The sequence below is a fragment of the Streptomyces sp. NBC_00459 genome, from assembly GCF_036013955.1.
Taxonomy (GTDB): domain Bacteria; phylum Actinomycetota; class Actinomycetes; order Streptomycetales; family Streptomycetaceae; genus Streptomyces.
Genome location: NZ_CP107903.1, coordinates 5,780,674 through 5,806,683 on the forward strand (window position 1 = coordinate 5,780,674; position 26,010 = coordinate 5,806,683).

At 68.3% G+C, this 26,010-nt stretch carries 28 protein-coding genes and 3 pseudogenes; 15 read left to right on the forward strand and 16 right to left on the reverse strand.

What is annotated here, in order from left to right:
• Positions 1-27 precede the first annotated feature (27 nt).
• Positions 28-306, forward strand: coding sequence for a DUF1876 domain-containing protein (locus OHN74_RS25600; protein WP_327696939.1), 279 nt, complete (start codon positions 28-30; stop codon positions 304-306).
• A 56-nt stretch (positions 307-362) separates the two neighbouring features.
• Here the strand turns inward: OHN74_RS25600 and OHN74_RS25605 are convergent, their stop codons facing one another.
• From OHN74_RS25605 to OHN74_RS25630, 6 genes are all read right to left on the reverse strand, one after another.
• Entirely contained in the window at positions 363-1,544 is a 1,182-nt protein-coding gene (locus OHN74_RS25605) for a serine hydrolase domain-containing protein (protein WP_327700268.1), read from the reverse strand.
• 96 nt (positions 1,545-1,640) lie between these two features.
• A complete protein-coding gene (locus OHN74_RS25610) occupies positions 1,641-2,117 on the reverse strand; it encodes an organic hydroperoxide resistance protein (protein WP_443060443.1) in 477 nt (158 codons plus the stop codon).
• A 147-nt stretch (positions 2,118-2,264) separates the two neighbouring features.
• The gene (locus tag OHN74_RS25615) at positions 2,265-2,753 is read right to left on the reverse strand and encodes a MarR family winged helix-turn-helix transcriptional regulator (protein ID WP_327696940.1); all 489 of its coding nucleotides are present in this window, start codon (positions 2,751-2,753) and stop codon (positions 2,265-2,267) included.
• A 25-nt stretch (positions 2,754-2,778) separates the two neighbouring features.
• A complete protein-coding gene (locus tag OHN74_RS25620; protein ID WP_327696941.1) occupies positions 2,779-3,558 on the reverse strand; it encodes an energy-coupling factor ABC transporter ATP-binding protein in 780 nt (259 codons plus the stop codon).
• Positions 3,546-4,307, reverse strand: coding sequence for a cobalt ECF transporter T component CbiQ (gene cbiQ / locus OHN74_RS25625; RefSeq protein ID WP_327696942.1), 762 nt, complete (start codon positions 4,305-4,307; stop codon positions 3,546-3,548). Before cbiQ ends, OHN74_RS25620 begins: the two co-directional genes overlap by 13 nt.
• A gap of 1 nt (position 4,308) precedes the next feature.
• Positions 4,309-5,379 carry an energy-coupling factor ABC transporter permease gene (locus OHN74_RS25630; protein WP_327696943.1) on the reverse strand — a complete coding sequence of 357 codons (1,071 nt, stop codon included), beginning with the start codon at positions 5,377-5,379 and terminating at the stop codon, positions 4,309-4,311.
• Between the two features lie 149 nt (positions 5,380-5,528).
• Here OHN74_RS25630 and OHN74_RS25635 point away from each other — a divergent pair, with 149 nt between their 5' ends.
• A complete protein-coding gene (locus OHN74_RS25635) occupies positions 5,529-5,876 on the forward strand; it encodes an SsgA family sporulation/cell division regulator (protein ID WP_327696944.1) in 348 nt (115 codons plus the stop codon).
• A gap of 24 nt (positions 5,877-5,900) precedes the next feature.
• Here OHN74_RS25635 and OHN74_RS25640 read toward each other — a convergent pair whose 3' ends face one another.
• Both OHN74_RS25640 and OHN74_RS25645 read right to left on the reverse strand, forming a co-directional pair.
• Positions 5,901-7,595, reverse strand: a complete 1,695-nt coding sequence (locus OHN74_RS25640) for a penicillin-binding transpeptidase domain-containing protein (protein WP_327696945.1) — start codon at positions 7,593-7,595, stop codon at positions 5,901-5,903.
• Positions 7,596-7,694: 99 nt separating this feature from the next.
• Positions 7,695-9,326: a penicillin-binding transpeptidase domain-containing protein gene (locus OHN74_RS25645; RefSeq protein ID WP_327696946.1), complete on the reverse strand. Its 1,632-nt coding sequence runs from the start codon at positions 9,324-9,326 to the stop codon at positions 7,695-7,697.
• A 485-nt stretch (positions 9,327-9,811) separates the two neighbouring features.
• Here OHN74_RS25645 and OHN74_RS25650 point away from each other — a divergent pair, with 485 nt between their 5' ends.
• On the forward strand, positions 9,812-10,363 hold the full coding sequence (locus tag OHN74_RS25650) for a hypothetical protein (RefSeq protein ID WP_327696947.1): 552 nt from the start codon (positions 9,812-9,814) through the stop codon (positions 10,361-10,363).
• A gap of 115 nt (positions 10,364-10,478) precedes the next feature.
• On the forward strand, positions 10,479-10,979 hold the full coding sequence (locus OHN74_RS25655) for a hypothetical protein (RefSeq protein ID WP_327696948.1): 501 nt from the start codon (positions 10,479-10,481) through the stop codon (positions 10,977-10,979).
• Between the two features lie 106 nt (positions 10,980-11,085).
• On the opposite strand, the pseudogene OHN74_RS25660 reads toward OHN74_RS25655, so the two are convergent.
• Positions 11,086-11,218: pseudogene (locus tag OHN74_RS25660) on the reverse strand (site-specific integrase); the annotation flags it as partial.
• Between OHN74_RS25660 and OHN74_RS25665 the strand changes: the two are divergent.
• Positions 11,217-11,564: pseudogene (locus OHN74_RS25665) on the forward strand (XRE family transcriptional regulator); the annotation flags it as partial. The pseudogenes OHN74_RS25660 and OHN74_RS25665 sit on opposite strands and share 2 nt — an antisense overlap.
• Positions 11,565-11,567: 3 nt before the next feature.
• On the opposite strand, the pseudogene OHN74_RS25670 reads toward OHN74_RS25665, so the two are convergent.
• From OHN74_RS25670 to OHN74_RS25680, 3 genes and pseudogenes are all read right to left on the reverse strand, one after another.
• Positions 11,568-12,338, reverse strand: a pseudogene (locus OHN74_RS25670) (NUDIX domain-containing protein); the annotation flags it as partial.
• A gap of 86 nt (positions 12,339-12,424) precedes the next feature.
• On the reverse strand, positions 12,425-13,609 hold the full coding sequence (locus OHN74_RS25675) for a DUF5677 domain-containing protein (protein WP_327696949.1): 1,185 nt from the start codon (positions 13,607-13,609) through the stop codon (positions 12,425-12,427).
• Positions 13,610-13,992: 383 nt separating this feature from the next.
• Positions 13,993-15,735, reverse strand: a complete 1,743-nt coding sequence (locus OHN74_RS25680) for a dolichyl-phosphate-mannose--protein mannosyltransferase (protein WP_327696950.1) — start codon at positions 15,733-15,735, stop codon at positions 13,993-13,995.
• 62 nt (positions 15,736-15,797) lie between these two features.
• Between OHN74_RS25680 and rsmI the strand changes: the two genes are divergently transcribed.
• The 4 genes from rsmI to OHN74_RS25700 all read left to right on the forward strand — a co-directional run bounded on the left by rsmI (position 15,798) and on the right by OHN74_RS25700 (position 19,685).
• Positions 15,798-16,691, forward strand: a complete 894-nt coding sequence (gene rsmI / locus OHN74_RS25685; protein ID WP_327696951.1) for a 16S rRNA (cytidine(1402)-2'-O)-methyltransferase — start codon at positions 15,798-15,800, stop codon at positions 16,689-16,691.
• A gap of 177 nt (positions 16,692-16,868) precedes the next feature.
• Positions 16,869-17,267 (forward strand): hypothetical protein, encoded by a 399-nt coding sequence (locus tag OHN74_RS25690; RefSeq protein ID WP_327696952.1) that lies wholly within the window; start codon positions 16,869-16,871, stop codon positions 17,265-17,267.
• 76 nt (positions 17,268-17,343) lie between these two features.
• The gene (locus OHN74_RS25695) at positions 17,344-18,222 is read left to right on the forward strand and encodes a TatD family hydrolase (protein WP_327696953.1); all 879 of its coding nucleotides are present in this window, start codon (positions 17,344-17,346) and stop codon (positions 18,220-18,222) included.
• Positions 18,223-18,326: 104 nt separating this feature from the next.
• A complete protein-coding gene (locus OHN74_RS25700; protein ID WP_327696954.1) occupies positions 18,327-19,685 on the forward strand; it encodes a ubiquitin-like domain-containing protein in 1,359 nt (452 codons plus the stop codon).
• Between the two features lie 37 nt (positions 19,686-19,722).
• Here OHN74_RS25700 and OHN74_RS25705 read toward each other — a convergent pair whose 3' ends face one another.
• Entirely contained in the window at positions 19,723-20,133 is a 411-nt protein-coding gene (locus OHN74_RS25705; protein WP_327696955.1) for a VOC family protein, read from the reverse strand.
• Positions 20,134-20,145: 12 nt separating this feature from the next.
• Positions 20,146-20,637 carry an ATP-binding protein gene (locus OHN74_RS25710; RefSeq protein WP_327696956.1) on the reverse strand — a complete coding sequence of 164 codons (492 nt, stop codon included), beginning with the start codon at positions 20,635-20,637 and terminating at the stop codon, positions 20,146-20,148.
• A gap of 224 nt (positions 20,638-20,861) precedes the next feature.
• Here OHN74_RS25710 and OHN74_RS25715 point away from each other — a divergent pair, with 224 nt between their 5' ends.
• The 3 genes from OHN74_RS25715 to OHN74_RS25725 are packed head-to-tail and all read left to right on the forward strand — an operon-like array spanning position 20,862 to position 22,128.
• Positions 20,862-21,713 carry a helix-turn-helix domain-containing protein gene (locus tag OHN74_RS25715; protein WP_327696957.1) on the forward strand — a complete coding sequence of 284 codons (852 nt, stop codon included), beginning with the start codon at positions 20,862-20,864 and terminating at the stop codon, positions 21,711-21,713.
• A gap of 8 nt (positions 21,714-21,721) precedes the next feature.
• Positions 21,722-21,922 carry a DUF397 domain-containing protein gene (locus OHN74_RS25720; RefSeq protein WP_327696958.1) on the forward strand — a complete coding sequence of 67 codons (201 nt, stop codon included), beginning with the start codon at positions 21,722-21,724 and terminating at the stop codon, positions 21,920-21,922.
• Complete coding sequence (locus tag OHN74_RS25725; RefSeq protein WP_327696959.1) at positions 21,919-22,128, forward strand: DUF397 domain-containing protein; 210 nt, start codon at positions 21,919-21,921, stop codon at positions 22,126-22,128. The genes OHN74_RS25720 and OHN74_RS25725 overlap by 4 nt, the downstream gene beginning before the upstream one ends.
• Before the next feature lie 17 nt (positions 22,129-22,145).
• Here the strand turns inward: OHN74_RS25725 and OHN74_RS25730 are convergent, their stop codons facing one another.
• Entirely contained in the window at positions 22,146-22,403 is a 258-nt protein-coding gene (locus OHN74_RS25730) for a hypothetical protein (protein ID WP_327696960.1), read from the reverse strand.
• A 159-nt stretch (positions 22,404-22,562) separates the two neighbouring features.
• A complete protein-coding gene (locus tag OHN74_RS25735; protein ID WP_443060444.1) occupies positions 22,563-23,492 on the reverse strand; it encodes an AraC family transcriptional regulator in 930 nt (309 codons plus the stop codon).
• A 113-nt stretch (positions 23,493-23,605) separates the two neighbouring features.
• Between OHN74_RS25735 and OHN74_RS25740 the strand changes: the two genes are divergently transcribed.
• The 3 genes from OHN74_RS25740 to OHN74_RS25750 all read left to right on the forward strand — a co-directional run bounded on the left by OHN74_RS25740 (position 23,606) and on the right by OHN74_RS25750 (position 25,921).
• Positions 23,606-24,310, forward strand: coding sequence for an NAD(P)H oxidoreductase (locus OHN74_RS25740; protein ID WP_327696962.1), 705 nt, complete (start codon positions 23,606-23,608; stop codon positions 24,308-24,310).
• A 69-nt stretch (positions 24,311-24,379) separates the two neighbouring features.
• Positions 24,380-24,982: an isochorismatase family protein gene (locus OHN74_RS25745; RefSeq protein ID WP_327696963.1), complete on the forward strand. Its 603-nt coding sequence runs from the start codon at positions 24,380-24,382 to the stop codon at positions 24,980-24,982.
• Positions 24,983-25,012: 30 nt separating this feature from the next.
• Positions 25,013-25,921 (forward strand): GlxA family transcriptional regulator, encoded by a 909-nt coding sequence (locus tag OHN74_RS25750; protein WP_327696964.1) that lies wholly within the window; start codon positions 25,013-25,015, stop codon positions 25,919-25,921.
• The last annotated feature ends 89 nt before the right edge of the window (positions 25,922-26,010 follow it).

The following is a 26,010-nucleotide window of genomic DNA, read 5'->3' on the forward strand; positions in this document are numbered from 1 at the left end:
GAAGCAGCGGTACCGGAGGTGATCGTCATGACGCACACCGCAGTGGGATGGCATGTGGAGCTGGAGTTCGAGGAGGACGAGCAGCGCACACGGGCAGCGGCCCTCGTGCGGCTCGCCGACGGCAGCGAGGTACGGGCCAACGGCTACGCCAGCCGCCACCGGTCCGACGAGAACCAGCCGCGCATCGGCGAGGAGATCGCCGGGGCGCGCGCCCTCAACGAACTGGCGATGAAGCTGCTGACGAAGGCACACGACGAGATCGACGAGGCGTCGGGGCGTACGTCGAGGTCGATTGCCCTGGGATAGTCCACAGGCCTGTGGACGGGCAACCGGGTGGCCGGGGGGTGGCTCAGCGCTCCCGCCTACACCCCCACCACCCCCCGAACCGCCCGTACCAGCGCCTGTGCCCGCCCGTCCGCCGTCACGCTCCTGCGGAAGCCGTTCGTCACATAGCCGAACGCGATGCCTGTGTCGGGGTCGGCGAAGCCGAGGGGGCCGCCGCGCCCCGGGTGGCCGAAGGAACCGGGTGTCAGGAGCGGCGAGGCGGTGCCGTGGAGCATGTAGCCGAGGCCGAAGCGGGTGCCGATGACCAGGACACGGTCCGGGCCCGCCGACTGCTCGCGTCGGGCGAGTTCGACCGTCGCCGGGGTGAACAGCCGGGTTCCGCCGTCGACCCGGCCGATCAGTGAGGCGTAGAAGCGGGCGAGTCCGTCGGCCGTGGCGATGCCGTTGGAGGCGGGGAGGGAGGCGGCCCGGTACGCGGGGTCGTTCTCGTCCGGCATCGGGGTGATCGCGGTGAAGGCGCGGCTGGTGAGGGAGTCCGGGTCGGCGTAGGCGTCGGCGACGGACCGCTTGGGGCGCGTTCTGAGGCCCGGGCCCGCCGTCTCCGGTGTCTGTACCCGGCCCACGCGGCCCACGCGCCCCGCCTCCGTGTCCGGCAGCCCGATCCACAGGCCGAGGCCGGCCGGTCCGGCGATCTCGGCGGCGACCCAGTCGCCGATCGTGCGCCCGCTGACCCGTCGTACGAGCTCGCCCGTAAGCCAGCTGTACGTCTGGGCGTGGTACCCGTGGTCCGTCCCCGGCTCCCAGGCCGGCGCCTGTGCCGCGACCGCCGCGGCGCCGAGGGCGGGATCGGCGGCCTGTGCCGGTGTGAGCGGCCGGTCGAGCACGGGGACGCCCGCGCGGTGCGCGAGCAGGTGCCGTACGAGGGTCCGTTCCTTGCCCGCCGCCTTGAACTCCGGCCAGTACTCGCCCACGGGAGCGTCCAGGTCCAGCCTGCCGCGCTCGGCCAGCATCAGGAGTACGGCGGCGGCGACGCCCTTCGTCGCCGAGCGCACGATCTGCGCGGTGCCGTGCTCCCAGGGCGCCGAGCCGGAGCCGGCGTCCCCGTCGAAGTCGCGTACGCCGGCCCACAGGTCGACGACCCGGTGTCCGTCCCGGTACACGGTGACGGCGGCGCCGGGCTCGCCGCCGGTCGCGAAGTTCTGCACGAACGCGTCCCGGACCGGCTCGAAGCCCTCGGCCACAGTGCCGTTCAGGTTCACGTTCACGTCGGGGTTCAGATTCAGGTTCAGGTTCACCGGGTCCACGCGGGTGTAACGCGCATCTACCCGCTCCCGATTCCTCGGCCCAGGAGGGGATCAGCCCAGGATGATCGTCACGTCGATGTTGCCGCGGGTGGCGTTGGAGTACGGGCAGACCATGTGCGCCGCGTCCACCAGTTTGGCCGCGATGTCCTGGTCCAGGATCGGCAGCGAGACGCTCAGGGCGACCGCGAGGCCGTAGCCGCGCTGCTTGTTGGGGCCGATGCCGACCTTCGCGGCGACCGTGGAGCCGGTCAGGTCGTAGCCCTCGCGGCGGCCGACCAGGACCAGGGCGTTGTGGAAGCAGGAGCTGTAACCGGCGGCGAAAAGCTGCTCCGGGTTGGTGCCGTTGCCGTCGCCGCCCATCTGCGGCGGCATCGCCACCTTCAGCGCGAGCTGGCCGTCCTGGCTGGTGACATCGCCGTCCCGGCCGCCGTGGGCGGTGGCCTCGGCGACGTACATGATCTTCGTCGGACGGGTGTCCGGACGAATATCGGCGGTACGGGCCTCGACGTCGATATCGGCGTCAGTCACGGCGGAACCTCCCCCAAAGCGGACAACAGGAACATGTGTAGATACTGCGAATACCGCAACTACATCGTGCACAAGGTACCGGCTGGTAGGGGTGTAATCGCTACCCGGGGGTAGGAACCGCCGGTAACCTGAGGTCAGTGGCCGGCCTCAGGCCGGACGGGCCCGGTCGGCGGCCCCCTGCGCCCGCTCCGCCAGCTCCCACAGCTCGCCCCGCAGCCGGGCCACCTCGCCCCCGCTCAGCTCGGTCGCCGCGAGCAGCGCTCCCGGTACGCGCGCCGCGCGCTCCCGGAGTTCCGCCCCTCGCCCGGTGACGCGGACGGACACCGACCGCTCGTCCAGCACCGACCGCTCCCGGCGGACCAGCCCCGCCGCCTCCAGCCGCTTGAGCAGCGGCGAGACCGTGCCGTAGTCGAGGCACAGGGCGGTGGCCAGCTCCTTCACGGTCACCTCGCCGCGCTCCCACAGGACCAGCAGCACCAGGTACTGCGGGTAGGTGAGGCCCAGCTCCTCCAGGAGCGGACGGTAGGCCGCGGTCACCGCGCGCTGGGCCGCGTACAGCGCGAAGCACAGCTGGTCGTCGAGGCGCGGCGACCCGGGATCGTGTGTGCCGTTGTGCGCGTCCTCTTGTTCGATCACGCGCCCATTGTCCACATGCCCGTCGTCAGGTGGTGCGGGCGGTGGAGACGGAGCGCGGGTCGAAGCCGTAGGGCAGTTCCAGGCGGTGGGCGCGCATCAGGTCGTCGTCGGCCAGGAGGTCGCCGGTGCGTCCGTCGGCGGCGATGACGCCCTCGCTGAGGATCAGCGCGCGCGGGCACAGCTCGAGGGCGTAGGGCAGGTCGTGCGTGACCATGAGGACGGTGACGTCCAACGACCGCAGGATGTCGGCCAGTTCGCGACGCGAGGCGGGGTCGAGGTTGGACGACGGCTCGTCGAGAACGAGGATCTCGGGCTCCATGGCGAGCACGGTCGCCACCGCCACCCGGCGGCGCTGCCCGAACGAGAGATGGTGCGGCGGCCGGCCGGCGAAGTCCGCCATGCCGACCAGGTCGAGGGCGGTACGGACGCGCCGCTCCAGTTCCTCGCCCTTCATCCCGGCGGCGGCGGGCCCGAAGGCGACGTCCTCGCGGACCGTCGGCATGAAGAGCTGGTCGTCGGGGTCCTGGAAGACGATCCCGACCTTGCGTCGGATTTCGGCCATGTGCCGCTTGCCGACGGGCAGCCCGGCCACGGTGACCGTCCCCGCCCCGCCGGTGAGGATGCCGTTGAGGTGCAGAACGAGCGTCGTCTTGCCGGCCCCGTTGGGCCCGAGCAGCGCCACCCGCTCACCGCGCCCGACGGAGAAGTCGACGCCGAAGAGGGCCTGGTGGCCGTCGGGGTAGGCGTAGGCCAGCCCGGCGACTTCGAGGGAGGGGGAGAGCGAGGGTGTTGTCACAGGGACCATCCCAGCAGACAGACGGCGAGCGCGGCCACGGGCAGGGCGAAGGCGTACGACCACTGTGCCCGGGACGCGGTCACCTCGTCGATGACGGGCATGGAACCGGCGTACCCCCGGCTGATCATGGCCAGATGTACGCGCTCGCCCCGCTCGTACGACCGGATGAACAGCGCGCCCGCGGACTTCGCCAGCACGCCCCAGTGCCGGACTCCGCGCGCCTCGAACCCCCTGGACTCCCGGGCGATCCGCATCCGCCGCATCTCGTCGGCGATGACGTCGCCGTACCGGATCATGAAGGAGGCGATCTGCACGAGCAGCGGCGGGAGTTTGAGGCGTTGCAGGCCGAGGAGGAGTTCGCGCAGCTCGGTGGTGGAGGCGAGGAGCACGGAGGTGGCGACACCGAGGGTGCCCTTGGCGAGCACGTTCCAGGCGCCCCAGAGGCCGCCCACGCTGAGCGACATGCCCAGGACCTCCACCCGCTCGCCCTGTGCCACGAACGGCATGAGCACGGCGAAGGCGACGAAGGGGATCTCGATCAGCAGGCGCTTGAGGAGGAAGGCGGCGGGCACGTGGGCGGCGCGGGCGACGGCCGCCAGCAGAACGGCGTACACCGCGAAGGCCCACACCGCCTCCCGGGGCGTCGAGACGACGACGATCACGAAGGCGAACGCGGCGGCGAGCTTGGTGTGCGGCGGCAGCGCGTGCACGGGGGAGTGCGCGTGCCGGTAGAGCCGGTGGGCGTGCCCGGCGCCCATGTCAGGCGCTCGCGCGCGGGGTGACGGAGGCGGCCGGGGTGTCCTCGTCGGTACGGCGCCTGCGTACCGCCCAGAAGACGCCGGTCCCGGCGACGATCGTGGCGCCGACGCCGATCACGCCGGCGAGGCCGCCGGAGAGCCGGCCGTCGGTGATGCCCTCGACGCTGTAGTCGGCGAGCGGGGAGTCGGCCGCGGCGTGGTCCTCGACCTTGGCGTCGATGCCCTTGTCGGCGGCGACCTTCTCCAGGCCGTCGGGGCTGGCGGAGGCGTAGAAGCTGACCACACCGGCGAGGAGAAGGGAGGCGGCGAGGCCGGTGAGCCAGACGTTGCGGGTGCGGTGGGAGGGGGCGAGGACGGGGGAAGCGGGCTGCGGCTCGGGCGCCGCGTCGACCAGTTCGCCGTTCACGCGCAGCTGGAGCTTCCGGGTCAGGCCCCGGGCGCCGTACACGAGGTCCGGTCGTACGGCGATGACGGCGCCGACCGTGAACGCGGTGATCGCGGCCTCGCCGAGCCCGATCAGGACGTGCACGCCGACCATGGCGGTGAGGACCCGGCCGATCGGGACGTCCGTCGTGCCGCCGACGGCGTAGACGAGCGTGAAGGCGAGGGCGGCGGCCGGTACGGAGAGCGCGGCGGCGACGAAGGCGGAGACGGTGACGGAACGGCGCTTCCTGGGGAGCACCTTCACCAGTCCGCGGAAGACGGCGTAGGCGACGACGGTCGTCACGACGGCCATGACCGTGATGTTCACGCCGAGCGCGGTGAGGCCGCCGTCCGCGAACAGGATGCCCTGCATGAGCAGGACGACGGACACGCACAGGACCCCTGTGTAGGGGCCCACGAGTATCGCGGCCAGCGCGCCGCCGAGCAGATGTCCGCTGGTCCCGGCGGCGACCGGGAAGTTCAGCATCTGCACGGCGAAGATGAACGCGGCCACCAGACCGGCGAGTGGCGCGATCCGTTCGTCCAGCTCGCGCCGGGCGCCGCGCAGGCTCACGGCGACGGCGCCGGCGGCGACGACTCCGGCCGCTACGGAGACGGGGGCGTTGATGAATCCATCGGGCACATGCACCGTTCGATGATAGTGGCTTGTTGCGAACGTCTTGCAAGAGCGATGAGAAAGCAATTTGCTGCGTATTTGGGAAAATATGCGACATTGGAGAGGAAGTGGAAGCGGATTCACAGCTTCTGCACAGGTTACGCAGCGTAAGGGGCCGTCTGATGTCCGTAGTCGAGCAGTACGCGCGAGCCCATATCGTCACGGACGCCCAGGACGACGACCGCGACGCGGTCCCCGTGGTCCTGCGCTACGACCCCGACGCGGATCCGCGCGCGGTCCGCATCGGTCTGCCCGGCCCGCACGAGTGGACGTTCTCGCGGTCCCTCCTGGAGGAGGGGTTGCGGGCGCCGGTGGGGTCGGGCGAGGTGCGGGTGTGGCCGTGCGGTCGGGTGCAGGCGGTGGTCGAGTTCCACTCGGCGGGGGGTGTGTCGGTGGTGCAGTTCGAGACGAAGACACTGACGAGGTTCCTGCGGCGTACGTACACGGCGGGGGCGCGGGTTGCCGGCTGACGTCGGGCGCGCCCCCTCCCGGACCTACGAACCCGCCTTCAGCAGTGCCGCCACGATCGGGCCCGCCGTGCTCCCTCCGTGCCCGCCCTGCACAACCACACCCGCGCCCGCCAAATCTCCCCGGTACGCGGTGAACCAGCCGTTCGGCTTGTCCTGGCCGTCGACCTCCGCGGAGCCCGTCTTCGCTCCGTAGTCGGGGCCGAGCCCGGCCATCGCCTCCGCCGCCGTCCCGTACGCCGCCGTGTACTGCATCAGTTCCCGCAGTTGCGACAGCGTCGACGCCGACATCGTCCGCGACGCCTTCGCCAACGTACGGCCGTCCACCTCCGCCGAGACCAGATACGGCTGCCGGAACACGCCCGACTCCACCGTCGCCGCCACCGACGCCATGTTCAGCGGGTTCATCCGCACCCCGCCCTGCCCGATCAGCGAAGCCGCCATCTGCGCCTGCGACTGCACCGGCACCGATCCGTCGAAGGTCGAGACGCCGACCGCCCAGTTGTCCATGCCGAGACCGAACACCTGCTGCGCCTGCTTGGTCAGGCTGTCGTTGTCGAGTTCCTTCGCCTGGCTGATGAAGGCCGTGTTGCAGGACCGCGCGAAGCTCGCCTTGAACGTGCCGCCCTTGATCTCGAACTCGTCGTCGTTCTGGAACTTCCAGCCGCCGTACGTCGAGTACTTCGGGCACGGGTGCGCCTTGTCCGGCGACGCCAGTTCCTTCTCGATGAGCAGCGACGACGTGATGACCTTCATCGTTGAGCCCGGCGCCAGCGAGCCCTGGAACGCGGTGTTGAAGCCGTGCGACTGGTTCGCCACCGCCAGCACCTCACCCGTCGACGGGCGGATGAGGACCACGGACGACTTCGGCTTCTTCAGGACCTGTGCCTCCGCCGCCGCCTGAAGCCCCGGGCTCAGCGTCGTCTTCACGGTGCCCGGTGTGCCCTTGCTCAGCTCCAGCAGCGTCTTGTCGGCCGACTTCGCGGCCTTGGACGCCGTACCGCGCACGACCCGCAGCTCGATGCCCGCCTTGCCGCCGGCCTTCTTGCCGTACTTCTCCCTGAGGCTGTCCAGGATCGTGCCCAGCGACGGGTACTTCTTGAGCGTCAGCTCACCGCCGTCCCGGTCGACGGCCTTGATCGGCGGGGTGCCGGACTCCCCGGTGAGGAGCTTGTCGCCGTCGGCCAGGTCGGGGTGGACGACCGACGCGTGCCAGTCGACCAGCGGCTTCCCGTCGGACGTACGACGGACCACCGTCAGGGCGCTCTCGTACGTCAGCGGCTTGCTCGTGCCGCCGAACGTCACCGTGCCCTTCACCGTGAAGGGGACCTTGGCGCCCGTCGCCGTGCCCGGGGTGATCGTCACGCCGGTGATGTGGGCGTCCTTGGTGTAGCCGGTGAGGAGGGCCGTGGCCGACTTGGTGGTGTCGTTCGTGGCAGCGACAGCCTGAGCGGTCCTGCCCGTCTGCCAGGACGTCAGGAACTGCGTGGCGACCGCCTTGACCTGGGTCGCGGACACCGGGCCGGTCGGCACCGACGGCTTCTTGTCGGCCGCCGACGTCGAGGAGCCGTCCTCGGCCGCCGCCCCGGCGCCGTACAGCGCGTAGACGCCGAAACCGGCGCCGCCGACGACCACGGCGATCATCCCGCCGATCACGGCGGGTCTGGTCTTCCGTGCGCTCTGCCGCTCGGCGACGCGCTTCTTCTTGCCCCTCGTGCCCACAGCTCCCGATCCTCCGCGGTAATCCTCAGGGTCCCCGTTGCCCTCACGTACACCTCAACGACAACGACCAGCCTAGAGTCCCGTGCTGTGCGGGTGAGTTCAGCCGCCTGTCCGTAGCACGGCTGCGACAATCGGCCCGGCCGCGTCGCCTCCGTGGCCGCCCTCCTGGGTCATGGCCGCCGCCGCGATGTCGCCCCGGAACCCGGTGAACCAGCTGTTGGACTTGGCCTGCCCGTCCACCTCGGCGGACCCGGTCTTCGCGCCGATGTCCCCCTTCAGCCCGGCCATGGCCTCCTGGGCGGTGCCCTGGGTCGCCGTCATCCGCATCATCTCCTTGAGCTGCGCGGACGTGCTCGCCGGCAACCCCTTCGCCGTCGCCAGCTGACGGCCGTCCAGGTCCGGCGACACGAGGTACGGCTGCCGGAACTCACCCGTGATCGCCGTGGCCGTCACCGACGCCATGTTCAGCGGGCTCATCTGGACCTGGCCCTGGCCGATCGCGTTGGCGGCGCGGTCCGGGCCGGGGGAGGCGGGGACGCTGCCGTCGAACGAGGTGATCCCGGTCTTCCAGTTGTCCTGCCCGAGCCCGAACCGCTCCTGGGCCTCGGTCGTCAGCGACTCGTCCGTGAGGGGGTTCGCGTCGGTGCCGTCGATCAGCTTGATGAAACCGGTGTTGCAGGAACGCATGAAGTCGTTGGCGAGGGTGGCGTTCTCGTTCGGTTCCATGCCCTTGAGGTTGCTGAAGGTCTGGCTCTTCCAGATGGCCGTCGATGTGCAGGGCGCCGGGCCGTTCATCGACGTCACGCCGTTGTCGATCAGCATCGCCGCCGTGACGATCTTCATCGTGGAGCCCGGCGCCAGCGTGCCCTCGAAGGCCGCGTTGAACTGGTCCGTACGGTGGTTGGCGACCGCCAGCACCTCACCGGTGCTCGGCTGTACGGCGACCACGGACGACTCGGAGAACCTCAGCACCGCCTTCTCGGCGGCGTCCTGCGCGCTCGCGCTCAGCGTCGTCTCCAGCTTGCCCGGGGTGCCCTCGGAGAGGGTCACCAGCGAGGTGTCGGCGACGTTGGTGTCGGCGTGCCGGACCATCAGCTCGATGCCCGGCGTACCGCCCGCCTTGTCGCCGTAGCGCGCCCGCAGGGTGTCCAGGATCGGCCCGAGGGACGGGTACTTCTCCTTCGTCAGGACCTTGCCGTCCCGGTCCAGCGCCTCGATCGGCGGGCTGCCCGCCTCCCCGGTGACCAGCGAGTCCCCGACGGCCTTGAGGCCGGGATGCAGGACCGACGGCTTCCAGTCGACCAGCGCCCGCCCGGTCGTCGTACCCCGGACGATCGTCAGGCTGCTGGTGTAGGCGAGCGGCTTGCTCTTGCCCTGGAAGGACACCGTGGCCTTCACCGAGAACGGCACGGTGGCTCCGGTGGGCGTCCCGGGGGTGATCTTCACCCCGGTGATGTGCGCGGTCGCCTTGTAGTCGCCGATCAGCGTGGCGGCCGGCGCGGCGTTGTCGGTGAGGTCGGCGGCGGCCTGCGCCTGCCCCTTCTCCCAGGCCGCGAAGAACTTCTCGCTGGTCTCCGCTGTCTCGTCCTTCGATGGCGGCCCGGTCTTCACGCTCTCCGCGCCGCTGTCCTCGCTGAGCGCGGACACGATGTTGAACGCGCCGTAACCGGCCCCGCCGACCATCACCGTGAACACGGACCCGACGATGACGGCCTTGGCTCCCTTGCGCATGAGTACTCCCCTCCCCGTTGGCCTATGCACTGTAAGTGGCCTGAGGGGCTGCTGTGAGGGGAGTTTCCGTCTCTTGGCCCAAGAGTGACCAGAGCGACAGGAGCGAAGAGACCCTGTGACTAGACCCAGGTATCCAGCCACATACGTGAACGCCAGGAATCGATCGGAATCGCCGTCCCCGTGTACAGCGGCCAGAAATAGATGAAGTCGACCACCGGTCGCGCGAGATGCCCCTGAGCAGGTCGTATGCGACTTGTGGAAGCTGCGAGCGTGCAGTGGGGCCGTCTGTGGGCCGTGATGCCGAGGAGGCGGGCAATCGGCGGGATGGTCGGTGCCGCTAGGGGGCTCGTCAGGGGGAACCTCTGCTGGTTCGCGATCGCTCAATCGCGAACCATGAGGGCAGTATGCCGCCTACAGTTGACCTTGTGTGCGGTGTCTGCCCTCACAGGGTTGGTCGACCGTGAAGTGGGAGGGGCGGGTACAGCTTGATGATTCCTGAGTGGTTCGCAAAAGGGTCCAACCTGGTATCCCTGGGGGCTTTGGTTACGGCTTTGACGGCTCTTACGCGAACTTGGAGCACCAGCCGTACGGCGAAAAAGAACCTGAGCATCGCGATACAGCAAGAAGCGCGAAGGGCTATCGATCCCCAAGTCGAGCTTATGCAAAGTAAGCGCAGGGAGCTGGATGGTTTCGAGCGATACTCGTTTCTGGTTCACATCGGGAACTCTGCGGATTCTGGGAACTTCGTCGCACGCGCCGAAATGGGGATCGACTACCGCACCCCGGACGGTGTTGTGACCACTGTAAAGATACCGGCCGAGCGAGTGCAGGAGGAGGAGGTTAAGTATCTTGGTAATGAATCCAGCTTGGAAGTCCCTGTGAATGTTTCGGCGCGGGCTGCCATTGAAGGGTGGATTCATTTTAAATTTGCGAGCAATCTGATGTCTGGAAATGACGTGGACAGGTTCGTCATTGTGCTGGAAATGGGGCACGGTAGACCGCTTGTGGTGGAATCAATAATCCCGGCAGATATCTAAAAGTAAATGTAGCGCAATGAGGTGCTGTGGCGTAATGAGAAAGCCCACCGGGCGGAGGCCCGCTAGAAAAGTGGTTCGCACTCCGAAGCCCCTTGAGGTTGTCGGAGATGCGGCGATGGCTTCGCACCTGGTCGGTGATGGTCGGTTGATTCCTGTGCTAATCGTCGACACGACCGCACGCCCTGACTTGGATGAGCTGGTCAGGGTGCATCAGTACGTTTCATCCGGAGATTGCAAATCTCAGTGGGGTACGACCTTGGGTGGCGAAAACCAGGTTCTGCTTCACCTTGAGTTTATTCGGCCAGCCCCGATGACTGTGACGCTTGGCATCGATGTGGCTTCTCGCGGAATTCTGATTGATTCAATATTGATGACTCAAGCACTCTACTTGTTGCCTGGGCGCCCTGGTGATCGATTCATGACAAAGCAGAATGATCCTCGCGTGCTCCTTGAGATTCCCAGGGGTGACTTCGTTGTGGTTTGGGAGAAGATCCTGCGATCTGTAATGCGCAAAAAATTCCGTGATCGAGGATTTGACAGACCAGGGGCACGTGCCGCAACGGAGGAGTTCATTTTGAAAATGCGTGAGCTCACGGGTTTTCGTCTGAAGAAGTAGCCTGACTCGCCGCGATATAGTATTCGATTCGTTGGGTCTGAATTTGTTGGTGCAGGATGACCTGCACCAATACGTTTGACCTGCGGCAACGTGAGGACACAGCTGTTTAGTCGCGGACAGGTGATTGGTAGTGCATCTCGATGGCCTTCCGGGTGCGCCCCTCGCTGCTCGGCATCAGGTGCGTGTACGTCCGGAGCGTGAACCCTGGGGTCGCTGTGACCGAGGTACTGACTCAGGGCGGCCGGTCTCGTCGACCAGATGACGGGGCATCTCGCCCGCCTGGAAGACGCACTGAACTTCGCGGTGCTTCCCATCACACGCCGACCCGTGGCACTCGCGCTTGCGGGGGCGTCGACCCTGGCCGCGTGGCAGGCTATCGACTCAGGAGCAGTCGAACGGGCTTGGCGGCACTACGAACTCGCGAAGCGTGCCGCACGCGACGCTGAGGCTCCGATGTACCTCGCGCACGCGATGGCGGAACAGGCATACGTGCTGTGTGAGGCTGGCCGGCCGTCTCTCGGTGTCGACCTGGTGCGCGATGCCCAACGCACCGTTGGTCAGGCAGGGTCGCCCCGTCTCAGGGCCAAGCCCCTGCTTGCCGCGACTCGCCAGGATGTGGAGCAGGGCAACGAGGGTGCCGGAACCCATTAGCGCACCGCGAGCCATCAGTCCCGGCACGTCGGCCAGCGGCACCCACTCGATGTGCCCCGCCTCTTCGAGGTCCGTTGGCGAACCGACCTGTTCGGCCCCGTGGCCTACGAAGATCTCGTGAGGCGAGTCGACCATGCCGACCATGGGCTGATAGGTGACCACGTGGTCCACAGACTTGGGGCGCCAACCGGTCTCTTCGACGACTTCCCGGAGCGCCGTGGTCGCGGGGTCCTCCCCTTCATCCACGATGCCGCCGAGCAGCTCCCAACCCCACTGCTGTGGGACGAAGCGATACCGCCACATCATGAGTACGCGGTCCTGGTCGTCCAGAACGGCAGTGATGGCGACGTGGTGAAGCTTCACCACATGATGTTCGAAGCGCTCCACTCCGGGCGGCTCCACGTCCCACAGTTGGAGTTTGACCCATCGGTTGTCGTAGACGTCCCGCTCGCCATGGATGCGCCAGGGCTCCAACCCTTCGGGCGTCTTGACGCTCACAGCCCCGGGGACCCGGTACGAACTCCGGCCCCGAACCTCCAAGGTGCCCTCGGAGACGAGTCGGGCCATTACTTACCGCAGGGCGGCGCGGCCGATGTGGAGTTCTTCGGCCAGCGCCCGTTCCGAGGGGAACTTGTCCGCGGGGGCGTACGCGCCGGCCGTGAGCCGCTCTCGAAGCGTCTCGTAAACCTTGGTTGTCTTTGTTCCCATCCGCAGAGCACTCTCCGTTCTGAATTGGTGCGTACCAGCGTAGCGGGGTAGGCGCACTACCGAGTCCGTCCGCCGACGCCCGTAGGTCACTCGGAGATGAGCCAAGAGGCCGCTGGCTTCGCGGTGTGGGCAAGAATACCGCTTGCCGTAAACCAGGCCGATCCCTCCTGTGGCGTAACTTGAACCCCGGAAACTGCCGATGTAATCGGTCTCCCGTCCATGTTTGGAGGGACCTCTACATTGCCACCTTCTATGTGTTGGCGGAAGCGTTCCTCCATCCACTCGGATTCCTCAGGTGGGTGAGCGGGTTTCATCCGATTGAGGGCGGGCTCCCAAAAGAACCAGCGGGCTCTTCCATTCGGATAGATAGCCATGATGGCAACCGGGCCTGGGGGCGGAGATTCGGGCCAAAATAGCTTATCAATCTCCGTGAGGGCCTGGCGGTACTTGGGCCAATAAGCCAGAAGGCTGTCGATGTCTTCGACGAGCCTACGAGTGTCGATGGTCTGGCGACTGCCGACCTCCTTGGCGAATTCTCTGAAGAATGTGAACCCTTCAAGGTAGGACAGCACTGCCAGTTCGAGGGAAGGTCCGGTGCGATGGACCGTGCTGCCTGCTATTTCGGCGTGGCTTCCAAGTACTCCGCCGCAACTCCCGTGCGTTACCTGGGAGAGCAGCCGGTAGGTGTCGTAGTGAGTGTCGTAACCGTAGGCCGCTGCCCTCTCGTAGAGGTTGCGAGAGGACCAGTCGCGGCGGAAGCGTGTGCCGAATCGCGCTAGGGCGTCCTTCAGGGGATGCAGGGTATCCCGCTTCAGTTTCGTGAGCCGACTCCGCTCCTGCTTGTACTGTGTTCCCCTGAGGTGCCGAAGTCTGTGGATCAGGTTCCCCAGCAAGTCGACTGTAACGACCTTGTGCTCCAAATAGCGTTCGGCCGCTTCGGGAGAAGACATTACCTCGCAATAGTTGACCAAGTGCTCGTAGAGAGATCTAGAGGCCCGCGCGGCCGACCTGCCATCTCCAGAGAGGAGGCAGTCTATGAAGCTATCCAGATCGTTGAAAGCGTGATTTCCTACGATGGCTGCAGACTTGTTGGTGGTCTCGCTAAAAAATCGACGTGTGACAATGTGTAGCTCTTCTAGGGCATTCGAAAGTAGGCTGGAGAGCTCGGGCAACTTCTCCTTGATATTGCCAAGTATTTCGCCTTTAAGGGCCACGCCGTGACGCTGTGAAGGTGGAACACTGAAATCAACCTCGCTGTACTTATTGCTCACCGGTCAGCCCTTCCCTGGTAATTACAGACAGACTAGGGCGAACCAGGTGTCGACGGGGAGGGTTTTCCTGGACTGTCGACGCACCGCGCAAGGGGGCCGGTGACCTGCGATAAACGCTGGCCACCATCCACCAGCCTGCCCCCGGTTGGGCCCTGCGATACAGGCGGTCCATCAGCTGATCCACACACACGGCGACGGCCCACACTTTTCAGTGCGGGCCGTCGCCGTTTCTGCTCTCGCCGGCCCCCGCATCTCAGCAGGTCACGCGACTACTGCCGGGCCGTCTACGGGCCGTACGAGGGCGACCAACGACGACCGTTGACGACCAATGACGGCCACTTTCCTGCGGTGGCCCTCATCCCACGGTGAAGCAGTCAGCCCAGCTAGACCCAGGTGTCCAGCCACATCCGCGACCGCCAGGAGTCGATGGGAATCGCCGTCCCGGTGTACAGCGGCCAGAAATAGATGAAGTTCCAGGCGATCAGCAGCACCAGCACACCCGCGCCCGCCGCCCCCGCGACCCGGCGGCGCTCGCTCGACCCCGGTGGGCCGACGATCGCGCCGATCATCATCGCCAGGGCCAGGCACAGGAAGGGCAGGAAGACGATCGCGTAGAAGTAGAAGATCGTGCGCTCCTGGTACAGGAACCAGGGGGCGTAGCCCGCCGCGATCCCGCAGGCGATGGCGCCCGCCCGCCAGTCGCGCCGGAACAGCCAGCGGTACAGGACGTACAGGACCGCGAAGCAGGCCGCCCACCACAGGAGGGGCGTGCCGAGGGCCAGGACCTCGCGGGCGCACTGCTCGCCGGAGTTGGTGGGGCAGCCGCCGCTGCCGGGTTCGGGGGACTCGTAGAAGAACGAGACCGGGCGGCCCAGGACCAGCCAACTCCACGGGTTCGACTGGTAGTTGTGCGGGGTGTGCAGGCCCACGTGGAACTCGTACACCGCGTGCTCGTAGTGCCAGAGGCTGCGCCACCAGTCCGGGAACAGCCACGACCAGCTGCTGCCCTTGCCCTCGGTGGCCGCCCAGTTGCGGTAGTAGCCGCCGGTGCCGTCCGACGGGGAGAGGATCCAGGCCGTCCAGGACACGATGTACGTGAAGACGGCCACCGGGACCGTCGCCAGGAACGCCCAGCCCAGGTCGCGCTTGATGACCGCCTCGTACGGGTGCCGGGCGCCGGCGACCTTGCGGGAGCCGACGTCCCACAGCACCGCCAGCACGCAGAACGCGATCAGGATGTAGAGGCCGTTCCACTTGGTGCCGATGGCGAGGCCCAGCATCAGGCCCGCGAGCCAGCGCCAGGGGCGGAAGCCGAAGCGTGTCGTCTCGGCGATGTGCGAGTCCGGCCGTACGGCACCGTCCGCGTCCGGCGGTAGCGCCGCCGCCAGCCGTTCGCGGGCCCTGTCGCGGTCGACGACCAGGCAGCCGAAGGCGGCGAGGACGAAGAACTGGAGGACGCCGTCGAGGAGCGAGGTGCGGCTCATCACGAAGGCCAGACCGTCCACCGCCATCAGCGCGCCCGCCAGGCAGCCCAGGAAGGTGGAGCGGAAGATGCGGCGGCCGACGCGGCACAGGATCAGGATCGACAGCGTGCCCAGCAGCGCCGTCATGAAGCGCCAGCCGAACGGGTTGAACCCGAACATCCACTCGCCGAGCCCGATGACGTACTTGCCGACGGGCGGATGCACGACATAGGCCGGATCCGTCGGGATCGCCACATGCCCGTCGGTCTTCAGGATCAGGTCGTTGACGTCCTTGTCCCAGTTGACCTCGAAGCCGCGGTGGATGATGCCCCAGGCGTCCTTCGCGTAGTACGTCTCGTCGAACATCACCCGCTTCGGACTGCCCAGGTCCCAGAAGCGCAGCACGCCCGCCAGCAGCGTCACCAGCAGCGGTCCGCCCCAGCCGGACCAGCGCGTGATCCGGTCGGAGAGGGCCGGCGGCAGCCCGAGGGTCGCCCACAGGCGGGGGTTCGGCTCGGTGTACGGCGGCACCAGCCGGTCCCGGACATCGCTTCTCGGCTTCGCCGTGTATCCGTATCGGCGCAGCCGCTGCTGCCACCCCGGGCGCTGCTCTGGCGAGGGGGCGCTTTGCCGGGTGTCCGTGGAGGGCGCGGTACTGGTCACCGCGCCATCGTAGGGAACAGCTCTGTGTGAGTCCCGTGCAAGGGCCCTGCGAGGATGGAAACGTGACAGGAACCTTGGTTTTGGCAGGCACGCCCATCGGCGACATCACGGACGCGCCGCCCCGGCTCGCGGCGGAACTGGCGGGCGCGGACGTCATCGCGGCCGAGGACACCCGGCGGCTGCGCCGGCTCACCCAGGCGCTCGGGGTGCAGCCCAAGGGCCGGGTGGTGTCGTACTTCGAGGGCAACGAGGCCGCGCGCACCCCCGAGTTGGTCGAGGCGCTCCTCGGCGGCTCGCGGGTGCTGCTGGTGACGGACGCGGGCATGCCGTCGGTGTCCGACCCCGGGTACCGGCTGGTCGCCGCCGCCGTGGAGAAGGACATCAGGGTGACGGCCGTACCCGGCCCGTCCGCCGTGCTCACCGCGCTCGCGCTCTCCGGGCTGCCCGTCGACCGCTTCTGCTTCGAGGGTTTTCTGCCGAGGAAGGCGGGCGAACGCCTGTCGAGACTGAGGGACGTGGCCGAGGAACGGCGCACCCTCGTCTACTTCGAGGCCCCGCACCGCCTCGACGACACCCTCGCCGCCATGGCCGAGGTGTTCGGGACGGACCGACGGGCCGCCGTCTGCCGGGAGTTGACGAAGACGTACGAGGACGTAAAACGCGGTCCGCTGGCCGAGCTGGCCCGGTGGGCGGCGGAGGGCGTACGGGGTGAGATCACCGTCGTCGTCGAGGGCGCCCCCGAGCGGGACGGCGGGGAGCTCGGCGCCGAGGAACTGGTGCGGCGGGTGCGGGTGCGCGAGGAGGCGGGGGAGCGGCGCAAGGAGGCCATCGCGGCGGTTGCGGCCGAGGTGGGCCTGCCGAAACGGGAGGTGTTCGACGCGGTCGTGGCCGCGAAGAACGCGGAGGGCGCGCCGGGCGAGGGCCGTGCCGGAAGTGCGACGCCGGTCACGCCATAAGGGGGCAAAGCGGGAGGGCGGAAGGCAAAGCCCGGACCTCGGATCCGGGCTGTTCCCACAAGGAATGGCCAAGACGCCTTCAACACTCGACAGGTCTGATGCCTTCACGTCGGCAGAGGCGTCCACTGGTTCACAGGGACGCTTCCGTCCTTTGTCCAGCGGACAAGAGGAGCTGGCATGAGCGAGATCACCGGCCACCGCAGCACGGCCACCGCCGTCGTTCACGAGTCGTATTCCTTCGCCTGCATGCGCTGCGGGCACGGCTGGGAACAGTCGTACGAGATCGAGCACCACACGGACGCCGAGGGCGCCCAGATGGTGATGTACGTGGCGGACGGCAGCGTCGTACCGTCCCCGCTGACCCGGCCCACCTGCCAGAACTGCGACGGCCATGTCGTACGCATCATGCGGGCGGGGCAGGTGTCGTCGGTACAGAACTCGATGCACCGGCAGCGCTCGGCCCCCAAGGCGGCACCGGCGGCCGACACGGCCTCCGGGGAGCCCGGGGAGCCGAAGGAAGACCATCACTGGCACCTCTCGGATCTCCTGCACCCGTTCCACCGCAAGGCGAGTTAGCTCCCTCCGGCTCCCCCGTCCCTCCCCGGGCAGGGCAGGCATGCCCCCTCCCGCGACCCTTTCGTAGGATCGGGGCATGTCTGCCAAGTCCCAAGCCGCTTCGGCGCCGCCGCTGCCCGAACCCCTTCGGGTGGCGGTCGCCGATTCCCACACCCACCTCGACATGCAGTCCGGCACGGTCGCGGAAGGCCTCGCCAAGGCCGCGTCGGTCGGGGTGACGACGGTCGTCCAGGTCGGCTGCGACATCAAGGGCTCCCGGTGGGCGGCCGAGACGGCGGCCACGTACGAGAGCGTTCACGCGACCGTCGCCCTGCACCCGAACGAGGCCCCGCGCATCGTCCACGGCGACCCCGACGGCTGGTCCCGGCAGGGCGCGCGGGTACCCGGCGGAGACACGGCCCTCGACGAGGCGCTCGCGGAGATCGACCGGCTCGCCGGACTCCCGCAGGTCAAGGGCGTCGGTGAGACGGGACTCGACTACTTCCGCACCGGACCCGAGGGCAAGGAAGCCCAGGAGCGGTCCTTCCGCTCCCACATCGAGATCGCCAAACGGCACGGCAAGGCGCTGGTCATCCACGACCGGGACGCGCACGCCGACGTCCTGCGGGTCCTGAAGGAGGAGGGCGCCCCCGAGCGGACCGTCTTCCACTGCTACTCCGGCGACGCCGAAATGGCCGAAGTCTGCGCCGCGAACGGCTACTTCATGTCCTTCGCCGGCAACATGACCTTCAAGAACGCCCAGCCGCTGCGCGAGGCACTCGCCGTGGCACCCCTGGAGCTGGTCCTCGTCGAGACGGACGCGCCCTTCCTCACCCCGGCGCCGTACCGGGGCCGCCCCAACGCCCCTTACCTCATTCCGATCACCCTGCGGGCGATGGCCGAGGTGCGGGGCATCGACGAGGACGGTCTGGCGGCGGCCATCTCGGCGAACACCGCACGCGCCTTCGATTACTGACGCGCACTGACGTGCGTTGACGCTCCGTAGCCGCGTCGCTTTGGAGAGTGACGTCCGCTCCGCTAGGTTCTGGTGCCCGTCGCCGGAACCTGGAGCGTGTCGTCGTGAGCAGTTCGCCGTACGAGACGTACAGCCCCGCCGGCGGGCCGCAGCCGCCGTCGCCCTACGGGGGGTACGACCCGCACACCGCCGAGACGGTGGCGTACGGGGTGCTGCCGTACGAGGACACGTACCGGCCCGCCTATGAACCCCCGCCGCCGCCGGCACCCCTGGAGCCGCCGCTGTCGCCCACGCTGCCCCAGCAGCAGGCGGCCCGTGGACGGGTCCGGGAGGGGCGGGCGGCGGCCAGGCGCCGCAAGGGCTCCGAACGGCCCGACGCCATCCGCCGGTTGCTGCCGCAGGCGCTCGTGGTCGCCTTTCTCGCGGGCGGCACGACGGCCTTCGTCGCCAAGGACAAGGCGATCGAACTGAACGTCGACGGCAAGCCGCGCACCCTGCACACCTTCGCCGACGACGTGACCGAACTGCTGGCCGACGAAGGGGTGGCGGTCGGCGCCCACGACGTCGTCGCCCCCGCGCCGGGCACCGCACTGGCCAGCGGCGACGAGGTCCGCGTCCACTACGGGCGACCCGTACGGATCACTCTGGACGGTGAACGGCGCGAGGTGTGGACGACGGCCCACACGGTGGAGGGAGCGCTCGCGGAGTTCGGGGTGCGCGTCGAGGGCGCTTACCTGTCGCTCGCGCGCTCCCAGAGAATCGGACGCCAAGGGCTCACCATCGACGTCCGCACCGAGCGCACGGTGACGATCATGGCGGACGGCCGGGCCCGCACGATCCGTACGAACGCGGCGACGGTCGGCGAGGCGGTGGAGGAGGCCGGGATCACGCTCCGGGGCGAGGACACCATCTCGGTGGCCGCCGCGAGCTTCCCGCGCGACGGCCAGACCGTGACGGTGCTGCGCGTGACGGGCTCGAAGGAGGTGCGCGAGGAGCTGATCCCCTACGACGTGCGGCGCACCCAGGACGCGTCCCTGTTCAAGGGCACGGAGGTCGTCGACCAGGCGGGCCGCCCGGGCCTGCGCCGGGTCACCTTCGCCCTGCGCACGGTCAACGGCGTGAAGCAGAAGCCACGCCGGGTGCGCACGGAGGTGGTGCGCGAGCCGCGGGCCCAGCTGGTGAGGGTGGGTTCGAAACCCCTGCCGACGTCGGTGCAGGGCGCGGACCATCTGGACTGGGGTTCGCTGGCGGCCTGCGAGTCCGGGGGGCGCCCGAACGCGGTGGACCCGTCGGGGACTTACGGAGGGCTCTACCAGTTCGACACACAGACCTGGCAGAGCCTGGGCGGCTCCGGGCGCCCCCAGGACGCGACGGCGTCGGAGCAGACGTTCCGGGCGAAGCGGCTGTATGTGAAGCGGGGGGCGGGGCCCTGGCCGCATTGTGGGGGGCGGTTGCACGGGTGAGCGTCTGTTCTCGGCCCAGGCCCAGCCCAGGCCGGTCCTAGTCGCGATTGGGCCAGACGGGGCCCTGATCGGTCCAGATGACACCCTTGTTGCGGCAGAGGCAGAAGGGGTGGCCGATGGGGTCGGCGTAGACGCGGAAGCCGTAGCCGTTGGGGCCGATGCAGTCCCGCTGCAGGGTCGCGCCGAGGGCCAGGATGCGGCGCTGTTCGGCCTCGACGTCGTCGACTTCGAAGTCGAGGTGGAACTGCTTGGGGTGCTCGCTGTCGGGCCACTGCGGGGCGCGGTAGTCCTCGACCTGGATGAAGGCCAGTTCGATCTCGCCGAACCGGATACCGGCCCAGTGCTCGTTACTGCCCTCCTTGACCGGGAATCCCGTCACCTCGGAGTAGAAGGCTGCCAGCTTCATCGTGTCCGGGCAATCGATGATGAAGTCGGTTAGTCGTAGCATCCGGCGATCTTTTCACAAGATCAAGTGAGCCGGACTTTGAGGCAGTCCCTGGGTGACGCGGGCGCTCACACCGGCGGCCAGTTCGCACCACACGAACTTGCCCCGGTTCCCGAACCGGGAGAGGGGCTGCCATCCCCAGAGATCGGAACAGGCCCGCACCATGCCGAGTCCGCGCCCGTCCGTCGAGTCGGTGAGCTGGTCCAACTCCTGGGGTGGCTCGGGTGGTTGGGGGTCGGCGTCCCAGGCTCCGATCCGCAGGACGCCGGCCGACCAGCGGACGCGCAGGGCGGCTGGGCCCGTGGTGTGCCGTACAGCGTTGGACACCAGCTCGGTGGCGAGGAGTTCGGCGACATCGACGAGGCCGATCAGTCCGTGCATGGTCAGGATCAAGCGGAGGGTGCGGCGGCTGACGGTGACGGCTCGGAGGTCGTTGGGGATGTAGAGGGAGTACTCCCAGGACTCGGGCGCGGGCTCGGTCCTGGTTTCCTTCTCGGTTTCGGGCATGCGGCAACTCCCGTTCGGTGGTGGGGGGTGCGGTCGGGCGGGCGGTGGCATGCCGCAGCCGTCGTGGCAGGACGGAGTGGTGCGCTTCCGGGTGTCCCGGCGTTCCGCAGGGTGTGCGTCGCGTCACTGACGGTAGACCTTAGATTTAAGAATCGGCAAGCCGGTCGCGTAATCTGACCCCGAACGAGTCGCACTCGCACGTGCGTTGAGCCAAGGAGTAGTCGATGGGGACCAAGCGCGAACCAACAGCGCGGCAGATGCGTCTGGCGGTCGAATTGCGCAGGCTCCGCGAGGCGGCAGGCCTCAGCGCCCGTGAATCAGCGGCACTGCTCGGCGTCAACTCTGTCCAGATCAGCCAAATCGAGTCCGGCGTATCCGGCGTGAGTGAGCAGCGTCTGCGTCGACTCGCGGCCCATTACGCGTGCACCGACGAGGCGCTCGTCAACGCCCTGGCGGCGATGGCGGCCGACCGAACGCGCGGCTGGTGGGAGGAGTACCGAGGACTGCTGCCCGCATCGTTCCTCGACCTGTCCGAGCTGGAACACCGCTCCACATCGCTCCGGGAAGTCCAAGTCCTGTACGTCCCAGGCCTGTTCCAGACGCAGGACTACGCCCGGGCCGTCTTCTCCTTTCGCGTCCCTGAACTCCAGGACAAGGAAATCGAGTTGCGCGTCCATCACCGGATGCAACGCAGGGCGATCCTTGAAGGTCCCGCTCCGACCCCGTACGAGGCGGTCATCCACGAGGCGGCACTCCGCATCCGGGTCAGCGACCGCGCCGCCTCGCTACGGCAACTGGCCCGCGTCCTCGAACTCTGCGAAGCGGACCACATCACCGTGCGCGTCATCCCCTTCGACCTGGACGGGTTCGCCGGCGCCGCGAGTGCCATGACGTACGCGGCAGGTGCCGTACCCAAGCTGGACACCGTCGTGCGCGATGCACCCCAGGGTGCGGCTTTCGTCGATTCCGAGACCCAACTCGCCGCCTTTCGAACGCTTCTTCGTAGACTGGAGGCGGTGTCGCTCGCCCCCGGACGGTCGCGTGACTTCATCCACAAGTTGACGAAAGAGCTGTGAGGCACCCCATGGGCACCCTCGACAACTGGCAGAAGTCGTCCTACTCAAGTTTTGGTGATGGCGACTCCTGCGTTGAAATAGCAGACCACCGCGCCCGGGTAGCCGTACGGGATTCCAAGAACCCTGCCTACGGCACCCTCACCTTCCCGACGGGAGCCTTTACCTGCTTCGTCGAGACTCTCAAGTCACCCACAGCCCACCGCCAGTGACCGCCCTCACCACCTGGCGGAAGTCGTCCTACTCCGGCGGCGGCCAGGGCGACGCCTGCGTCGAGATCGCGCATCGCCACGCACACATAGCAATCCGTGACTCCAAGGCCCCGGCCCGAGCGACTCTCACCTTCCCGACCGGCGTCTTCGTCCCCTTCGTCGAGTCCGTCAAGTCGCCCACCTCTCAAGCCACTTCCGCACCCTGAACTCGTACGCCCCGGTGTCACATCGTCGATGTCCGGGACAAGGTAGGAGTGCTTCCGGCCCAAGGGGCTTCCACGCTCACCCGAAGAGAGTGGGGAGGTCGCTGCTCGGCCTCGGACGAGTCGTCGCTCAGCACCCAGATCGCGACCATGGCGATGAAGCCGATGACGAGAAGTGCAGGCAGACCCAGGATGAGGGCGACCACCCACCACCTGGTCCGTCCCGAGGGGGCCTGGATGTCCTCGTGCTTCACTGGCGGGCCCTGTGTCGTTCCCATGAGATCCATCCTTCATCTGGGTGTGCCCCTGTCGCCCACCCATCCAACCAGGAGCTTCACCTCGTCCCGAACTCAGCCGCCCTCAACTCGGCCTGTACTCAACCAGGTTGGCAACGACCTTGACGAGGTCGGTCCATGTCGGCTTCGCCGGACCGGGACTCAGGCCGCCGCGGCGCGAAACGTGCTGGGGCTCATGCCCTTGTGGCGTTTGAACGCGGCGCTGAAGCCGAAAGCGTCGGCATAGCCGACCGATCTTCCGATCTGGGCGACGCTGAGGTCGGTGTCCGTCAGCAGCGTCTCGGCCTCGTCCATGCGGCATTCGGTGAGGTAGGCGAGGGGCGGGCGGCCCATCAGCTTGGTGAAGCGCTTGGCGAACAGCGCCCGGGAGACGCCGGCTCGGGTGGCCAGCGACGCCACAGTCCAGGACTCGGTGGGCCGGTCGTGGAAGGCCTGCAGGGCGGGGGCGAGGACCGGGTCGGCGAGGCCCCGGTACCAACTGGGCGCGTCGGCGCCTGCCTGGTCGAACCAACTGCGCAACGTGCACACCAGGGCCCAGTCGAGGAGCCGGTCCATCAGCGCCTGTGAACCGGCCGTGGACCGGGCGGCGTCGGCAGCGGCCGTCTCCAGCCAGGCACAGACCTCGACGTCCTCGTTGATCACCAGGACGGGCGGCAGGGCGCGCAGGAGCCGCTGGTGGCGGTGGCCCGAGGCGCGGTAGGCGCCCACGATCAGCGCGGTCGCATCCTTTGATTCGGTGCCCCAGTGGATACCGCCGAGTTGCCGGCCGGCGCACTCGGCGTCCGTGGTGAAGCAGGCGATCTCGTACGCGGCATGGGGGCCGTGGACGGCGGCGGGATCATCCGCGAGATGGAACGGTTCGGGGCCGCTCACGATGGCTGTGTCCCCCACGCCGACCGCTCGCTCGGTGCCGTCGGGCAGCAGTAGTGTGCCCCCGCCGCGCAGGACACTGATCATGGTGAGCGGCGCGTCGTCGGCGAAGCGGATGGTCCAGGGCGCTGTCAGTACGGCGTGGCTGACGACCGAGCCTTCGGCCCGGATGCCACTGAGGAGCGAGCTCAACGGATCCACGGAACGCATCGTAGACGATCTCCTATGCCCTGGAGCGTTTCTCCCATGGATCATCTACGTCTCCGCGGCTCTACTGGATTCATCGAATCGATCGAGATCAGCCGGGAGACACCGTGAGCCAGCACGACAGCCATGCCGGGACAGCCCTCGTAGTCCTCTCGCACCACCGCACCGATTCCCTCACCGCGCACACGGCCCGCCGCGCGGCCGCCCGGCTCGAAGCCGCCGGATACGGCATCGACATGCTCGACCTGCACGCCGAGGGGTTCGACCCACGGATGAACGTGTCGGACCAGCCGGACTGGGGCAACAGGGAAAAGCCGTACTCGGACGAAGTGCACGCCCATATGCAGCGCATCCTCGACGCCGATGTCGTTGTCGTCGTCTTCCCGGTGTACTGGCAGAGCGTGCCCGCCATCCTCAAGGGCTGGATCGACCGCGTATGGAACTACGGGTTCGCCTACGGCCGCAGCAAGCCCCGCCTCGCCGGCAAGCGCATGCTGTGGCTGGGCCTGGCCGGCGCCACTGCCGACGATCCCGTCGTGGAAGGGATGCAGGCCGTCCTCGAAGCCAATCTGAGCGACGGCATCGCCTACTACTGCGGCTTCTCCCATTCCACGATCGGCCTGCTCACCGACGCGGAGGAGCGCCCGCAGACCATCGACGCCGAAGGCAACCTCCTGGTCGGCGAAGCGGTCGCGGGCGCTGAGCGGGAGACGCAGTACGCAGATCTCGACCGACGTGCCCGGGGGTTCGTGGACAGGTTCGCCGCCGACAGCCTGTCGGTCCCGAATCGGGCGACCTCAGGTATCCGCTGACCGGATCCGTCCGCTTCGGGGCCCGATGAGGCCTGTAGCCGCACTCTCCGTATAGCGGAGGCTGGGCACATGACCCGAGCACTGATCGTCATCGATGTCCAGGAGTCCTTCCGCGCCCACCCGCTGTGGGAGACCATCTCCGACCCGAAGATCGCCGACAAGGTCAGCCGACTGGTGCGGCTGGCCCGGCGGGCCGGGGACCTGGTGGTGTGGGTACTGCACACCGAGCCCGGGAGCGGCGATACCTTCGACCCCGCCCTCGGTCACGTCCGGCTGCTGGAGGAGCTGGGGCGGCCGGAGGACGGCGAGCCGGTGATCCACAAGACCTCGCACAACTCCTTCACCACCACCAACCTGCAGCAACGCCTCACCGAGCACGGGGTCCGCGAACTCACCGTCTGCGGCATCCGCACCGAGCAGTGCGTGGAGACCACCGCCCGCGTGGCGAGCGACCTCGGCTACCAGGTCACCTTCGTCGTCGACGCGACCGCCACCAACCCGATCCCGCACCGCGACGCCCCCGCCGACCAGAGCGTCGCCGAACTGCTCGCCGACCCCCGTACCCTGTCCGCCGACGAGATCATCCGGCGCACCGAGTACGCCCTCGCCGGCCGCTTCGCCACCATCGCGACGGTCGACGAGGTGGAGGCCGCGGCGGAGCTCCCGGCATGACGGCCGTTCTTCCGGCATGATGACCGAATCGTGAGCCACATCGTCTTCTTCCTGGTGCCCGGAGTCCACCTGCTGGACCTGGCCGGCCCCGCGCAGGTCTTCTCCACCGCAGCCGACTTCGGGCACCCCTACGCCCTCACCTATGTCGCCGAGCGGCCGGAGGTCCCCACAGCTCAGGGACTGCCCCTGGTGGCGAGCCTCGACTGGCCCGAACTCGGGCCCGAGGACCTGATCGTGGTCCCGGGCTGGCGGACGGTCACCCTGGCCGACTCGCCCGCCATCGCCGACGCCTCCCTGGAGGTCCTGCGGGACCACCACACCAGGGGCGGAACGGTGGCCAGCGTCTGTGCCGGAGCGGAGGCGCTCGGGCGGGCCGGTCTGCTCAAGGGCCGTCGCTGCACCACCCATCACGACGTGCAGGACGAGCTGGCCCTGCGTCACCCCGGGGCGGTCGTCGTCCGCGACGTCCTGTTCACCGCCGACGACCGGGTGATCACCTCGGCCGGTATCGCCAGTGGCATCGATCTGGCCCTCCATCTCGTCGCCGGCCGGCACGGGCCCGCCGTCGCCGCCCAGGTCGCCCGGGACATGGTCGTCTACGCCCGCCGCAACGGCCACGAGCCGCAGACCAGCGCGATGTTCCGGCACCGGTCCCACCTCGACGACACCGTGCACCGCGCCCAGGACCTCATCGACACCCGCTTCGACCAACCGCTGCCGCTGCCCCACCTGGCCGCGGCCGTCGGCGTCAGCGAACGCACCCTCACCCGGCTCTTCGGCCGCGCCACCGGCCTCACCCCGCTGCGCTACCAGCAGACTCTGCGCCTGGAACGCGCCGAGCATCTCATCAGCCACGGCGCCACGGTCGACGCCGCCGCCCACTCGGTCGGCTTCGAGGACGCCCGCATGCTGCGCCGCCTGCGCGCCCGCGCGGCGTGACGGGACATGGGCATGGCCATAGTCATAGGCGTGCCCATGCCCATGCCCGTGGCGCTGCTGCCGCTCTCCTCCTCCACCTGGTACCGACG